Origin of the sequence: Burkholderia sp. AU38729 (assembly GCF_020419725.1) — a bacterium.
Lineage (GTDB): Bacteria > Pseudomonadota > Gammaproteobacteria > Burkholderiales > Burkholderiaceae > Burkholderia.
Genome location: NZ_JAIZQO010000006.1, coordinates 328,592 through 343,981 on the forward strand (window position 1 = coordinate 328,592; position 15,390 = coordinate 343,981).

Here is a 15,390-nt window from a genome sequence, read left to right on the forward strand (position 1 = left end):
GACTTCGTATGCCTTCGCTTTCTGCGATACGTTCCTGTCACGCCGGTTGACGGAACGCGCACGTTGTTCCCGACGTTGTCGCGACCACCGGGTGGCCCAGTACGTGTTCCCGGAAGCGACAGACAGGAGGGCATTCGCCGGGTTTTTCGGTGAACTGGCGTATTCGCGACGAATCAGGTCAAATGACCAAGTCTTATGATCGAGGAAGTTAACATGGCGTTTTTCGACGGTCGATCATGGTTAACCCGTCGCGTTTGAATGGTGTAGGGATGAAAGGAGAGCGGTCGTTCAGGCGTGGATGCGAAAGTTGTGGTCATGCCTGGCGTGGTGTGGCGAGACATGATTCGGAATCGAATGGCCACGCCGGCGACGACGTTCCTCGACACGTTCAGTCTTACGCTCAGGTTCGCGCATACGGGCGGGCTCAGTGTGGCGCGAACCACGTGATCGGGCACGCAAGCTGCTCGCTCGTCATCAGCGCCTGCGTACGGGACCGGTTCCCGTGCCGTTGCGTGCGCCACGATCGACATCCTTCCCCGGCGCAGCTGCACGGCGACCGGCGCGCGATCCGCGGACGATTTTTCAAGCCCTTGTCAATTCTGTCCCGGCATCGCGACGCGTGACGGCTTCTGCACGACGAAGCGCCGTGAGATGCGCGAGCACCATGGCTCTAAGGCATGCCGGTATTTTCACAGGAGCTCGCGCGCTGAGCCAGGCACGGAAATCGCTCCGGCCCGCAATGGAACGCTGCACGACACATGCCCGTCGTGTTTCGGCGAGGCGCTTCACTCAGCGATTTCGCGATCTATTGTCATGAGGGCAACGCCATGCACACATTCACGAACTGGAGCCCATTGGTCTCGCTGATCGCCGGGATTCTCATTCTGGTGGTACCGCGCCTGCTGAACTACATCGTCGCGATCTACCTGATCGTCATTGGATTGCTCGGGCTTTTCGGCGGACATTTCCACTGACGCGCCGCATCGGCGTCTAGATACGTTCGACGTGTACCTCGACTGAATCCCGGGGCACGGTCAATCGCGTGCGGCCAAGCAGTGCATCCGCGGGCGCGGTGCCGTCCGGGTTCAACGGCTTCACCTTGTTGAACGTGACGGAAAAGGATTCCGGTGTGACGGTGGCCGATGCATAACCCTGCGCGTCGTGGTCGGCGTGGCACAGATCGGGGTTGTTCGCCGTCAGGAAGCGGTCGAGCCTGGCCGGGGTCGCCACGATCGACGCGAGCGGTGTGCCGTTCCACGCGGCTTTCAGGTACGTATAGAAGGACAGGCTGCTGATGCCGGCGCAGACGAAATCGACGATGACCGGCACCCCCGTCGCGGGATCGGGATCGTCCCGCACGACGCCGCCCTGAAAGGCATGCAGGTCGCCGGTGATCGCGACGACGTTACGGATCCCGTGCTCCCTCAAGTAAGCGAGCAGTTCGTGCTTGTGCGCCGGATAGCCGTCCCATGCGTCGCAATCCACCACGAGGCGGGCCGCCGGCGCCGCGGGTGCGCCCGGCATCGCGAACCACAGGCGGTTCAACATCACTTCGTTGCCCCATACTTTCCAGGTGGCCGGCGAGTCCTTCATCAAGGTTTTCCACCATCGTGTCTGTTCCGGGCCGAGCATCGACGGCGGGCGGCCGAGCTGCTGGGTGTCGCGCGCCTCGTCACGTTGCAGCACGTCCTGCTTGACGAAGTAGCGCGAGCCGGCCGCATCGTCCCCGTGCACCGGGTCGTGCCCGTGCGCACGTGCGATAGCGGCTTCGCTCACGACGTGGTCGTCGCGATACAGCCGCTCGTCCGTCATCACCAGATGCATCAGCGTGCCGAAACGAAAATCGCGGTAGATGCGAATGTTCGTGTACGACGGATTGTCCGGCTCGAAGCGCACATCGTCCCAATCCACCGGCATGTATTCCGCCCACGCGCGACTGGCGCTGCGGCGCCGCGCGGTTTCCTGCCGCTCCTCGTTGGTGTAGACCTGATGGTCCTGCCAGCAGTCGTCGGAAAATTCGTGGTCGTCCCAGATCGCAATCATCGGCAGGCGCTGGTGCAGCGTCTGCAGGCGCGGATCGGTTCGATAGGTGCGATAGAGCGTCCGGTAGTCGTCGAGCGTGTCGGCATACGCGCGGCCGTCCGCGAGCAGCTTGCCGCCGCTCAGGTGCAGCGGAGGATGCGCCGGTTCGGCGCGGCCGGGAGGAGCGGTTCCGACCGTTTCATAGATGTAGTCGCCCACGTGCACGACGAAATCGAGGTCGCGCTCGTCGGCCAGCAGCGTCATCGCTTGCCAGTGGTTGACGCTCCAGTCCTGGCAGGTGAGCCACGCGAAGCGAACCCGTCCGTTGGCCTCGTTTGCCGCCGGCGCGGTGCGCGCGACACCCGTCACGCTGACGTCGTCGCCGGCGACGAACCTGTAGTGGTAGGTGGTCTTCGGCGAGAAGGCCGTCACCTTCGCGCGCACGGTGAAGTCGTAGAGGGCCAGCGCCCGCAACGGGACGCTGGCGACGAGCGTCGAGAAATCCGCCCGCGTCGACACTTCGAGTCGCAGCGGGATCGCGCGCGCAACGCCCTTTGCATCGTGCTGTACGCCGCTGGATACCGGAACGCATCGCGTCCAGAACACGATGGAGCGATCGCGCGGATCACCGCTGGCAACACCTTGCGGGAATTGAAGGAGGGGCTTGCGCTCGGGGCTGCCCCGCAGGGGCGCCGGTGAAACGTCGTGCGTGACGGCGGCGGCGGCCGCAATGGTAAAAAAAGCCGACGACTTGAGGAAATGGCGACGATCCATTGATCCTCCCGATCGACATCCCGTGGAGGCGGGAAGCGCTGCGGCAGGCGCCCGCTTCTCGCGCGCGACAGCTTGCCACGCTCCCGCGGCGCGCGGCAGGGGAGCAGTCGATCCGGAACGTTACTGCGAAGCGCGACGACCGGAAAGTCGTGAGAACCCCATTTCGAATTCCCGCACGCCATCCGGCGGAATGCTCATATATGCAGGAACGCGCGTTGCTGCATACCGGGCAGCAAACTCGGGAGTGAGCAATGCACATCGGCCACAGCGTCGGCAAGGCGGCCGCGTGGCTTGCCGTGAGCGTCACCCTGGCGCTTGCCGCGCTGGTGATCGTCATCGTGACGTTCGACTGGAATCGAGCCCGGCCCTGGATCGATGACAAGGTGTCGGACGCGATCGGACGGCAGTTCGCCATCAACGGCGACCTGCAGGTCGGGTGGCGTCGGCCCGCGAGCGAGCAGGGCTGGCGCGCATGGGTGCCATGGCCACGATTCATCGCACGCAATGTCACGATCTCCAACCCCGACTGGGCGCGCACGAAGTATTTCGTCACGCTGGACGCGATCAGTTTCGAGGTCGAGGCGCTGCCGCTGATGGCACGCCGCATCGTGATTCCGGCAATCGATCTGGTCAATCCGTCCGTCGACCTCGAGCGACTGAAGGACGGGCGAGCCAACTGGACGTTCAAGTTCAAGCAGCCCGCCCAATCGGGCCGATGGACGCTCGACCTGCATGAGATCGCGTTTGCACAAGGCAATCTCGGCTACTACGACCAGCAGAAGCAATTCGATCTGAGCGCGGTGATCGACACGCTTGGCCAGCCAATCCCGTTCGGCGCGGTGATGAAGCAGCAGGAGGCGCTGGCGCACCACGAATCGGCAAAGGCCGTCGGGCCGGCGGGTCAAAGGAAGCTCGCGACACAGGCGCACGCGGGTGCGGCGCAACCGGTGGTGCCTGCATCGGGTGCCGAAGCGGCGTCACGCGCATCGGCCGCGGCTTCGCAAGCGTTGGCCGCGGCTTCGCATGCTGCCGCGACGACATCCGGCACCGCCATCGCCCCGGCCGCATCAGGCCCGGCGGTGGTATCGAACGCCCCTGCGACTGCCGCACCGGGGGCGGCGGCCTCGGCGCCCGCGGCCTCCACCGGCGTCGGCACTTACACGATCGGCTGGTCCGTCAAGGGAACCTACAAGAAGGGCAAGGTCGCCGGCACGGGCAAGATCGGCAATTTGCTGGACGTGCGGGGCGCGCAACGTCCGTTTCCGGTTCAGGCCGATTTGCGCTTCGGCGATACGCACCTGGCGCTCGTCGGCACGCTGACGGACCCGTCTCACCTGGCCGCGGTCGATCTCCGGCTGTGGCTTGCGGGCACCAGCATGGCCAAGCTGTATGACGTCACGGGCATCACGCTGCCCGAAACCTCGCCCTATGCGACCGACGGCCGGCTGGTCGGCCAGTTCCGGGCGTCCGGGAACGTCTTCAAGTACGAGAACTTCACGGGACGCGTCGGCGGCAGCGATCTCGGCGGCACGCTGGTGTACGTGTCGCGCGAACCGAGGCCGTTGTTGTCCGGCACGCTGGAGTCGCGGCTCCTGCAGTTCTCCGACCTCGCGCCGCTCATCGGCGCCGACACGAATGCCAGCAAGGCACGGCGGGGCGCCGCGGTCGCCCAGCCCACGAACAAGGCGTTGCCGGTCGAGACATTTCGCACGGACCGCTGGAAGAAGATCGACGCCGACGTTCGATTCACCGGTCGGCGCATCGTCAAGACCGCGAGCCTGCCGATCACCGACCTGTCGACCCACATCGTGATGCAGGACGGCGTGCTGACGCTCAACCCGCTGAACTTCGGTGTCGCGGGCGGGACGCTCGCGTCGAACATCCACCTGGACGGCAGCGGCGTACCGCTCAAAGGGCGGTTCTCGCTGCAGGCGCGGCATCTGAAACTCAAGCAGCTGTTCCCGACCTTCCCGGTGATGCAAACGGCGCTCGGCGAGGTCAACGGCGATGCCGCGTTGTCGGCCACCGGCAATTCGCCGGCGGCGCTCGCCGCGACTGCCAACGGCGAGGTGAAGACGTTGGTGACCGACGGCACGGTGAGCCTCTTGCTGATGGAAGCCGCGGGGCTGAACGTCGCCAACGTGGTGTACGAGAAACTGTTCGGCACACGCGACGTCAAGATCAACTGCGGCGTGGCCGACTTCGTGGCCACCAACGGCGTGCTCGACTCGCGCGTATTCGCGCTCGACACCGAGGATGCGGTGATCGGCATGGACGGCAACGTGAACCTGCGGGACGAGACCATGAACCTGACGATCCATCCGCATACCAAGGGATTCCGGGTGATTTCGCTCCGCTCGCCGCTGTACGTCACCGGATCCTTCAAGCAACCGCACGTCGGGGTGAAGGCGGGCGCACTGATCGCGCGGGGCGGGGCCGCGGTCGGGCTGGGCTTGCTGAACCCGCTCGCCAGTCTGCTCGCGCTGCTGCAGCCGGGCCGCAGCCGCCCGTTGCCGTGCGGGCAGATGCTGGCCGACATGGAGCGGCGCCCGGTCGCGCCACCGCCGGGCGTCCGGCAGAAGACGAAGGCGGCGCCGGCGTACATGAATGCGCCGTCGGCGGCTTCTTCGGCCTCCGCGCCAGTGGATGGCGAACTCCGGCATGCGAAGTGAGTGAGGTGTGCGGTAGCAACGCGGACGCTTCGCGCCGACGTGGGTGCAGCCAGCGCGCGTCGTCGATACGCAAGCGTTGCGGCTGCTCATCGGCCAGGCCGCCTAGACGGCCCCGGCAAAGGTGCGGCGCAGGCCGACCGCGGCTTCCCATTGCGCGCCGATTGCCGTTTCCAGCGCGTCGCGGGACCGCAGGTGCGCGTGGCGCGCGGCGAGCACATCGCTCATATCGGCCTGGCCTGCGTCGTACAGTCTGGCCGCATTGCGTGCGGCCACCTTGCCGGCCGCCTCGGCGCGTTGCCACTCCTGCATCGAGCGATCCGATGCGGACCATCGGGCCAGGCTCGTCTCGACGTCGACGAGCGCCGCCAGCATGGCCTTTTCGTATTCGGCCATCGCTTCCTGCGCGCGCGCATCGTGTACCGCGACGTTGGCGCGAATCCGGCCGCCGTCGAGGATGGGCAGCGTCACCGACACGCCATAGCCGACCGCCACGCGAGGCGCGGCGCCATCGCCGACCGCGGCCAGCCTTTCCTTCGTTCCGGCCCACTCGATCTGGAGCCGCGGATAGACCTCTTTCCGGGCGGCGCCGGCACGGGCGAGCGCGGCGTCGAGCGCACGCGCCTGACGCTGCACGTCGGGCCTGCGCTCGAGCAGCGTGGCGGGCAACACCGTCGCGGGCGGCGCGGGCAGTGCGGCCGGCACGGCTTGCGCGCCGAGCGCGGGCGCCTGGGGGCTGCCGACGAGCAGCGCGAGCTGGTGCAAACGCACCCGGTGTTCGCCATCGAGCTGGGCAAGCGACGCCTGTTCCTGCGCCAGCTCGGCACGCCAGCGTTCGACATCCAGCGCCGTCACCTGGCCCGCGGCGAATTTGCGCGCCGCCACGACCGCCTGCCTTTGCGCAACCTCGAGCGCCTCGCGCTTGAGCGCTGAGCGCCGCTCCAGCGTGCGCAATTCGAAGTAGGCGGTACTGACGTCCGCGGCCAGCGCGATGCGGGCCGCGCGGAGCGCCTCGCGAGCGACATCGCTGTCGGACCGTGCGGCGTCCACCAGCAACGCACCGCGTCCGAACAGATCGACTTCCCACGCGGCACGCAAGCCGACGCCGCTGCGCTCCGCACGCGGATCGACGCTGTTTTCGCGCCCGCGTTCGCCACGCGCCATCGCATCCAGCCGCGGACGGCGCTCCGCCTCGGCGCTGTCGCCGAGCGCGCGCGCCTGCGCGAGGCGCGCCGCGGCGACCTTCAGGTCGCGGTTGGCGTCGAGCGCGCTGTCCACCAGTCGATCGAGCACCGGATCGCCAAAATCCCGCCACCACCTGTCGCCGACGGCGCCCTGGTTCCCGGGCGACGTCTCGGCCCATTGCGAGGGCGCCGCAACGGCGGGCGTCGTGGCAACGTGGCTGGGCGGGGCGATCGCACAGCCGCCGAGGGCGAGTGTCGCGGCAAGAGCAAGACAAGTCAGCGCGCGGTGCGCGGAAATGGGGCGGGAAACAACGGTCGTCATGGATTTACCTTGAGTCTTGACATGGAGTTCATGAAACTATACTGTACGTATAGTTTAGTTTCAATCCCAAGGAGATGCACCATGTCGACTTCCGAGCGACGAGCCGGCCGCAGCAGTTCACGCGACCGTCTTCTCGATGCCGCGGCCGAGCTCGTGGCCAGCCAGGGTATCCAGAACCTGACCATTGAAGCCGTGGCCGCTGCCGCGAAGGTCACGAAAGCGGGCCTTGTCTACCATTTCAAAACGCGCGACGACTTGCTGGCTGCGCTGATCGAGCGGGTGGTCGGCGAACTGGACATGCTGGACCTGCGGGCGCAGGAGGCGCGTGACACGCGTGACACGCGTGACGCGCGTGAGGCGGACGATTCCGCGAAGCCGTTGAAGTCGTCGCTGGCCGAACTGTCGAAGCTGACCTTCGACATGCCGGAAGACCGCCGCCTGCTGCTGGCCAACCTGCTGGCCGCCACGTCGTTGTATCCGCATCTGGCCGGTCCCGTGCGGGATTTCTACACGCGCAGCTATGCACGGGTCGCGCAAAGCGGCCCCGATGCGGGGCAGGTGCTCGCGCTGGTCGTCGCCCTCGACGGCATCGCCCTGCTCGAATTGCTCAATCTGCACCGGTTCACGCCCGAGCAGCGCCAAGTGTTGCGCGACACGCTGGAAAGCGCGATTCGCAAGCTTCCCTGAGCTCCCTCATTCATTTCGAAGGTTTTACGATGCATTCCCGTTCCATGCCTCAAGCGGGCAGGCTGGTACTCTGCGCGCTCGTCTCGGCAACGCTGCTGTCGGCATGTCAGCCATCCGCCGCGCCGGTTGCCGACGTACCGCGGCCCGTCAAGGTCGAAGTGGCCGGCGGTGCCGGCCAGGCACATGCCGACACGTTCGTCGCGACGCTGCGCGCGCGTCAGCGCACCGACCTCGGCTTCGAGTCGTCGGGCCGTGTCGTCGCGATGCTGGTCGACGTGGGTGATCGCGTCCGGGCCGGGCAGGTGCTCGCGCGACTGGACGAGTCGCCGGCACGCTGGCGGCTCGACAAGGCGACGGCCGATCGTGCCGCCGCCGTCGCGACCCTGGCCGAGCGTCGCACCCACCTGCGTCAGCAGGAGGAACTCGCCCGCGACGGAATCATTTCCGCGCCCGCGTTGCAGGCCGCACAGGCATCGCATCAGCAGGCCGCGAGCCAGCTGGGTGTCGCGGAGGCCGCGGTGGCGAGCGCTCGGCGCGATCTCGCGTTCACGCGCATCACGGCGCCGTTCGACGGCGAAATCGTCGCGCGTCAGGTCCAGCCGTTCGTGGATGTCGCCGCAGGCCAGCGCGTGCTGCAGATGGAAGCCGGCCGCGCGCTGGAAGCCGTCGTGATGCTGCCGGACACGATCGCCGCGACGCTTGCACCCGGCGCCGAAGCCCACGCGGTCAGCGGCACGGATCGCGTGACGCTGACCATGGAACGGCTGTCCGGCCGGAGCGACAACGGCTCGCTGGTGCAAGCCATCTTCCGGGTCCAGGGCACCCCTTCCGGGCTGCGCAGCGGCGGCGTGCTGTCCGTGGCGCTGCCGCGCGGTGAAGCGCATGACATCACGCTGCCGGCGGCCGCCGTCATGGCCGGCACGGAAGCCGGCCGCGGCAGCGTCTTCGTCATCGACGGCGCCAGCCAGACGCTGAAGCGTCGCGCGATCCGCACGGGCGGGCAGCTGCTGCCGGGCGGGCGCGTCGCCGTGACGCAAGGCCTGCGCGCCGGCGAGCAGGTCGTGGTCGCGGGGACTTCCGTCCTGAACGAGGGCCAGTCCGTCGTCACGTATCGGGCGCAGACCCTTCTGCAGGGAGCGCGCTCGTGAAGCTGACCCAGGCCGCACTCAATTCCAGCCGGCTCACCTTCTTCGTCGCGCTGCTGATTCTCGTGACCGGCGCGTTCACGTTCCTCACGTTCCCGTCCCAGGAGGAGCCCTCCACGACCGTTCGCGACGCGCTGGTGTTCGTCGCGAACCCCGGCGTGCCGGCCGAGCGGATGGAGCAACTCGTCGCCCGCCCGGTGGAGGAGCGCCTGCGCCAATTGAACGAACTGAAGCACGTCACGAGCACCGTGCGTGACGGCAGCGTGATCCTCCAGGTTTCGTTGCGTGAAGACGTGCATGCACTGATGCCGGTGTTGCAGCGCATGCGCGCCAAGGTCGAAGAAGCGGTGCCGCTGTTCCCGGCCGGCACGCTGCCTCCGCAGATCGACGACGACTTCGGCCGCGTGGCGATCGCGTCCATCGCGGTGACCGCGCCGGGTTTTTCGATGAGCGAGATGCGCGAACCGCTGAAGCTGCTGCGCGAAGGGCTGTACCGCGTGCCGGGCGTGCAGGGCGTCAGCTTTCATGGGCTGCAGGAGGAGCGCGTCTATATCGAATTCGACCGCGCCAGAATGGCGGGGCTGCATTTGTCCACCGCGTCGGTCATGCAACAGCTGCAGAAGCAGAACGTCGTGCAGTCCGGCGGCCGGCTCGTGGTGTCGGGCCTGAACAGCGCGGTCGTCAGCTCCGGCGAAATCCGCTCGCTGCAGGCGCTGCAGGATTTCACGCTCACCGTGCCGCCGGCCGGCGCGCGCGCGGAAGCCGCGCCGGGCACCGTGCGCCTGGGCGACATCGCGCAGGTGCAGGTCCGGCCCGTCGACCCGCCCGAGTCCGCGGCGATCTTCCGCGGCGAAGACGCGGTCGTCCTCGGCATCTCGATGCGCAAAGGCCAGAACGTCAAGGCGGTCGGCCAGGCGCTGCGTGCGCGTCTGGACGAATTGAAGCAGCAGTTGCCCGCCGGTTTTTCGCTCGACTACGTGACCTTCCAGGCGGACGTGGTCGAGCGGGAAATGGGCCGCATGAACCAGGTGATGATCGAGACGATCGTGATCGTGATGATCGTCGTCGTGCTGTTCCTCGGCTGGCGCGCCGGCGTGGTGGTGGGCGGCATCGTGCCGCTGACCATCCTGGCCACGCTGCTCGTGATGCGCTCGCTGGGCATCGAACTGCACATCGTGTCGATGGCCGCGATCATCATCGCGCTGGGCTTGCTGGTCGACAACGGCATCGTGATCGCGGAGGACGTCGAACGCCGCCTCGCCGCGGGCGAGGAGCGCCGTCACGCGTGCGTCGAAGCAGGCCGTACGCTGGCGATCCCGCTGCTGACGTCGTCGCTGGTCATCATCTTCGCGTTCTCGCCGTTCTTCTTCGGCGACACCGCCACCAACGAATACCTGCGCCCGCTCGTGGTCGTGCTCACGCTGTCGCTGCTCGGGTCGTGGCTGCTCTGTCTGACGGTGACGCCGCTGCTCTGCTATTTCTTCCTGAAATCCGGCCATCACGGCGGAGGCGATGCGCACGAGCACGATGCCGACGCGACGGTCAAGCAAAGCCGCTTCTACGGTGCCTATGCGCGCCTGATTCGCCGCGTGCTTGACCACAAGGGGCGGTTCCTGGTCGTGATGACTGCGTTGCTGGTCGGTGCGCTCGCGATCCTGGCCACGCGTCCGGCCGGGTTCCTGCCGGCTTCCGACCGGCCGCAGTTCCAGGTCGAACTCGAGCTGCAGCCCGGGAGCGATGCACGGCTCACGCGCGACGTGGTCCGCGACCTGAGCCGTTGGCTCGACGATCGCAAGCGCAATCCCGAGGTGACGACCAGCATCGGCTATGTCGCCGACGGCGGCCCGCGTGTCGTCCTGGTGCTCAATCCGCCGCTGCCTGCGTCGCATATCGGCTACGTCACGGTCAGCGTCGCGAAGCCGCAGGATCTCGACGCCGTGATCGCGCGAACCCAGGCGTGGATGACGCAACACCATCCCGAAGTGCGAACCGATGCGAAACGCTTCTCGCGCAGCGCCCACGACGCCGGCACGGTGGCGTATCGCGTGTCGGGTCCCGACGAAGCCGTGCTGCGCGAGATCGGCCGCAAGATCCAGGCGGCGTTGCATACCGAGCCGGGCATCGTGCAGATCCACGACGACTGGGGGCCGCGCGTGCCGCGTGTCGACGTCGAGATCGACCAGAACAAGGCACGGCGACTGGGCGTCAGCAGCGAGGACATCTCCACGGCGCTGGCCACGCGCTATACCGGCGTCAACGTGTCGGTGTTGCGAGACGGCGATACGCTGGTGCCGCTGGTCGTGCGCGGCGCGCAAGCCGAGCGCACGCGGCCCGAAGATCTCGCCAATACGCTGATCCATCCGGCTGCGGGCGGCGCGCCGGTTCCGCTGTCCGCGGTCGCGACGGTCACGTTGAATACCGAGCCGTCGACGATTCGACGCCGCGACCTGATGCGCACGCTCACCGTGAAGGGCCGCAATGCCCACGGCACCGCGCAGCAGGCGGTCGATCAGCTCGCGCCGACCATCGGCCGGATCGCGTTGCCGCCGGGGTACCGGATCGAGCTGGGCGCCGAAATCGAGGAGTCCGCCGAGGCCAACGTGGCGCTCAGCGAGTATCTGCCGCACGCGGTGGTCGCGATGCTGGTGCTGTTCACCTGGCAGTTCGGCTCGTTCCGCAAGCTGCTGCTGATCGTCGGGATCATTCCGTTCGCGATGATCGGCGTCGGGCCCGCGCTGATCATCGCCGGCGAACCGTTGGGATTCATGGCGAACTTCGGCCTGCTGTCGCTGGCCGGGATCATCGTCAACAACGCGGTGCTGCTGCTGGAGCGTATCGAGGTCGAGCTGGCGGCCGGCAAATCGCGCCGCGAAGCGGTCGTCGCCGCGGCCGTGGCGCGCCTGCGGCCGATCGTGATGACCAAGCTGACCTGCATCGCCGGCTTGATTCCGCTGCTGCTGTTCGCCGGCACGCTATGGACCGGCATGGCCGTCACCATCATGGGTGGGCTGCTGCTCGGGACGCTGATCACGCTCGGCATGGTGCCGGTGCTGTACGAACTGCTGTTCAGCGACAGGCTGTCCGGCTGGAGCCGGAAGTTCTTCGGTTCCGGCGCCGTCGATGCGCCCGGGAAATGTTGAAACGGATCGCCTGACCCTATAGCGCCCGTCGATGCGGGCGCATTGGAACCCGGGGGTGACCAACAGGACAAGGTCCTCCCGATTTTTTATGAACGAGGTCGCGAGACCTGCCTCTTTTTTTGAATGGAGCTTCACGAATGAACAAGACGCTGATCGCTGCAGCAGCTGCAGTATCGTTCTCCACCGTCGCACACGCGCAAAGCAGCGTCTCGCTGTACGGCGTGCTGGACGCGGGCCTGACCTATCAAAGCAACGTCCAGACCGCATCAGGCCAAGGCAAGTCGCGCTTCTCGATGGGCTCGGGCATTGACCAGAGCCGTTTCGGCCTGCGTGGCTCGGAAGATCTCGGTGGCGGCCTGAAGGCAATCTTCACGCTGGAAAGCGGTTTCAACCTCGGTAACGGCAAGTTCGCGAACGGCAACGGCGGCATGTTCAACCGCCAGGCTTTCGTCGGCCTGTCGAGCCAGTACGGCACGGTCACGCTGGGCAAGCAATACGACGCGACGCAAGACTACCTGGCACCGCTGACGGCAACGGGCTCGTGGGGCGGCACGTACTTCGCGCACCCGCTGAACAATGACCGCCTGAGCACGAACGGCGACGTCGCGCTGAACAACACGATCAAGTACACGAGCGTGAACTATGCCGGTCTGCAGTTCGGCGGCACGTACTCGTTCTCGAACAGCACGAACTTTGCGAACAACCGCGCATACAGCGCCGGCGTGTCGTACCAGTTTGAAGGTCTGAAGCTGGGTGCGGCGTACTCGCAAGCGAACAACGCCGGTCTGTCCGCGACGGGCGCGGTGAACCCGTCGGTCGATTCGATCAATGGCACTGCATACGGAATCCAGGGCCGCAGCCGCACGTATGGCATCGCGGCAACGTATGCATTTGGCCCGGCACTGGTTGGCGCGGCATGGACGCAATCGCGCCTCGATAACCAGACGAACGGTGCCGGTACGCTGCGCGCCGACAACTACGAAGTCAACGCGAAGTACAACCTCACGGCGGCTCTCGGCCTGGGCGCAGCCTATACGTATACGAATGCGAAACTGAACGGTAACAGCACGCACTGGAATCAGTTCGGCGTGCAAGCCGACTACTTCCTGTCGAAGCGTACGGACGTCTACGCTCAGATGGTGTATCAGCGTGGTACGAAGGGTGCCGGTTTGGGTTCGTCGATCTACAACGGCGATATCAACGCGTTCCCGACCTCGAAGGTCAGCCAGACTGCGGCAACGGTTGGCCTGCGTCACCGCTTCTAAGCGTCACGGCGGTCGTTCCGCATGGGCGGAACAAACGGGCACGATTCGCGTTTTAATGGACGCCTCGCGCAACCTCGACGAACTTCAACACCGACGATCCGTGTTTCGGTTCGAGTATGGCGTCGACAGATCCCGCGTCGCAGCCTCGTGCAACTACCAAGTTGCCGCAAGTTTCCCTGTATGGTCAAATGACCATATCATTTGACCAGTTTTGGTGTAGCCCCCTGATTCGGAAGTCGCGTCTCGGGGGGCAAGAATTTGCCTGCCAAGCAGGGTGCGATGAAGGCGAAACAAACGGATGGTGGCCGTCGCCCGTCAACTGTCTGCCGACAACGTGATCCACGGCGCCGCTGACTGTCGGCCGACCACGCAGCCCTATCGTTGCGACGAGGGATGTGTCTCGCGTGTTCGAGGCGTCCCGGCATATTCACGCGCGTGATGAGGAGATTGGCGTCGCGCAATTATTCAAACGGGACAGAGGAGATTGGGTATGGAAAAGATCTGGCTTGATGCCTATCCGCCGGGGGTTCCGGCAGAGCTTGATTCAAGCGCGTATCGAAACATCACTGCGTTGATCGAACAAAGCTTCAGCAGGTTTCACGCGAAGCCGGCGTTTGCGTGCGATGGCAAGCAGATCACCTATGGTGAGCTCGACGTGATGTCCCGAGCACTGGCCGCGTGGCTGCAGTCACGCGGCCTCGAGCGGGGTGCGCGGGTCGCCATCATGATGCCGAATGTGTTGCAGTACCCGATCTCGATTTGTGCGGTGTTGCGCGCCGGCTACGTTGTCGTCAACGTCAACCCGCTCTATACGCCCCGCGAGCTGCAACACCAACTGAATGACAGCGGCGCGGAGGCGATCGTCATTCTTGACGGCTGCACGGCAACGCTGGATGCCATCCTTGCGCACACGCAGGTGAAGCATGCGCTGGTTGTCGCGCAGGGCAACGCTTCCGGCGCGGAACGGAAGCCGAGCCCGTATACGACATTTGACGACGCGATCGAGGAGGGACGTCGGGGCACATTCGTACCGGCTTCCCAGTCGCCGGACGATATCGCTTTTCTCCAATATACGGGCGGGACAACCGGGGTGTCGAAAGGCGCGACGCTGTTGCATCGGAACATCGTCGCGAATGTAGTGCAGTCGGACGTCTGGCTCAAACCGGCTCGCGATTTGCGCCCTGACGTGACGCAGCTCATCACGGTGGCTGCACTTCCGCTCTATCACATCTTTGCGCTCAATGTTTGCTGCCTGTTGACGATTCACATGGGTGCGCTTTCCGTACTGGTGCCGAATCCGCGGGACATCGGCGGGATGATCGAGTCGCTCGCCGGATACAAGGTCACGAATTTTCCGGGCGTCAACACGCTCTTCAACGCGATGCTCCATCATCCTGAATTCCCGCGTCTCGATTTCTCCAATCTGCTGCTGGCCAGCGGTGGCGGGATGGCCACGCAGGAAGCCGTCGCCAGGCGCTGGAAGGAGATGACCGGCGCGCCGATCATCGACGGATACGGGCTGTCCGAGACATCACCTTGCGTCGCGGTCAATCCCGTGACCGGGAGTGAGTTCAACGGCACCATCGGCCTGCCGTTGCCTTCCACGGAAGTGTCGATCCGGGACGACGACGGCAACGAATTGCCGCCCGGCGCAGCCGGAGAGCTGTGCATTCGTGGCCCGCAGGTGATGGCGGGTTACTGGCAGCGGCCGGACGAGACCGCGAAGGTGATGACCGCGGACGGCTTCTTCAGATCGGGTGATATTGCGTCGATCTCGGAAGCGGGCTTCGTGCGAATCGTCGACCGCAAGAAGGACATGATTCTCGTGTCCGGTTTCAACGTCTACCCGAACGAGATCGAAGAGGTCGTCGCCAACCACCCCGGCGTATACGAGGTCGCGGCGATCGGCGTGCCCGACGAGCATTCCGGAGAGGCCGTCAAGCTGTTCGTGGTCAGGAAGGATCCGGCGTTGACGTTCGAAGACCTGATGGCGTTCTGTAAAGGCCAGCTGACGGGTTACAAGCGCCCGAAAAGCATCGAGTTTCGCGACAGCCTGCCAAAGAGCAACGTCGGGAAGATCCTCCGGCGCGAGTTGCGGGTGTTGAACAATTGACGTGGTGACCGAGGTGATGCCGGGAGATTGAGTGGCCGGCATCACCCGTCTCCTAACCGGCACGTGAAT

General features: G+C 65.8%; 9 protein-coding genes. 7 read left to right on the forward strand and 2 right to left on the reverse strand.

Annotation, left to right across the window (positions count from 1 at the left end):
* Positions 1-827 precede the first annotated feature (827 nt).
* Positions 828-974, forward strand: a complete 147-nt coding sequence (locus LGM56_RS18350) for a DUF3096 domain-containing protein (RefSeq protein ID WP_076841491.1) — start codon at positions 828-830, stop codon at positions 972-974.
* Positions 975-990: 16 nt separating this feature from the next.
* Here the strand turns inward: LGM56_RS18350 and LGM56_RS18355 are convergent, their stop codons facing one another.
* On the reverse strand, positions 991-2,796 hold the full coding sequence (locus LGM56_RS18355) for an alkaline phosphatase D family protein (protein ID WP_226206204.1): 1,806 nt from the start codon (positions 2,794-2,796) through the stop codon (positions 991-993).
* Positions 2,797-3,047: 251 nt separating this feature from the next.
* Between LGM56_RS18355 and LGM56_RS18360 the strand changes: the two genes are divergently transcribed.
* Positions 3,048-5,468 (forward strand): AsmA family protein, encoded by a 2,421-nt coding sequence (locus LGM56_RS18360; protein WP_226206206.1) that lies wholly within the window; start codon positions 3,048-3,050, stop codon positions 5,466-5,468.
* Between the two features lie 102 nt (positions 5,469-5,570).
* Here LGM56_RS18360 and LGM56_RS18365 read toward each other — a convergent pair whose 3' ends face one another.
* Positions 5,571-6,971 (reverse strand): efflux transporter outer membrane subunit, encoded by a 1,401-nt coding sequence (locus LGM56_RS18365; protein ID WP_226206208.1) that lies wholly within the window; start codon positions 6,969-6,971, stop codon positions 5,571-5,573.
* An 81-nt stretch (positions 6,972-7,052) separates the two neighbouring features.
* On the opposite strand from LGM56_RS18365, the gene LGM56_RS18370 reads away from it, so the two are divergent.
* From LGM56_RS18370 to LGM56_RS18390, 5 genes are all read left to right on the forward strand, one after another.
* Positions 7,053-7,658 (forward strand): TetR/AcrR family transcriptional regulator, encoded by a 606-nt coding sequence (locus LGM56_RS18370; RefSeq protein WP_226206210.1) that lies wholly within the window; start codon positions 7,053-7,055, stop codon positions 7,656-7,658.
* 29 nt (positions 7,659-7,687) lie between these two features.
* A complete protein-coding gene (locus LGM56_RS18375) occupies positions 7,688-8,806 on the forward strand; it encodes an efflux RND transporter periplasmic adaptor subunit (RefSeq protein ID WP_226206211.1) in 1,119 nt (372 codons plus the stop codon).
* On the forward strand, positions 8,803-11,943 hold the full coding sequence (locus tag LGM56_RS18380; protein WP_226206212.1) for an efflux RND transporter permease subunit: 3,141 nt from the start codon (positions 8,803-8,805) through the stop codon (positions 11,941-11,943). The genes LGM56_RS18375 and LGM56_RS18380 overlap by 4 nt, the downstream gene beginning before the upstream one ends.
* A gap of 137 nt (positions 11,944-12,080) precedes the next feature.
* Entirely contained in the window at positions 12,081-13,208 is a 1,128-nt protein-coding gene (locus LGM56_RS18385) for a porin (protein ID WP_226206213.1), read from the forward strand.
* A 490-nt stretch (positions 13,209-13,698) separates the two neighbouring features.
* Positions 13,699-15,321 carry a long-chain-fatty-acid--CoA ligase gene (locus LGM56_RS18390; protein WP_226206214.1) on the forward strand — a complete coding sequence of 541 codons (1,623 nt, stop codon included), beginning with the start codon at positions 13,699-13,701 and terminating at the stop codon, positions 15,319-15,321.
* The last annotated feature ends 69 nt before the right edge of the window (positions 15,322-15,390 follow it).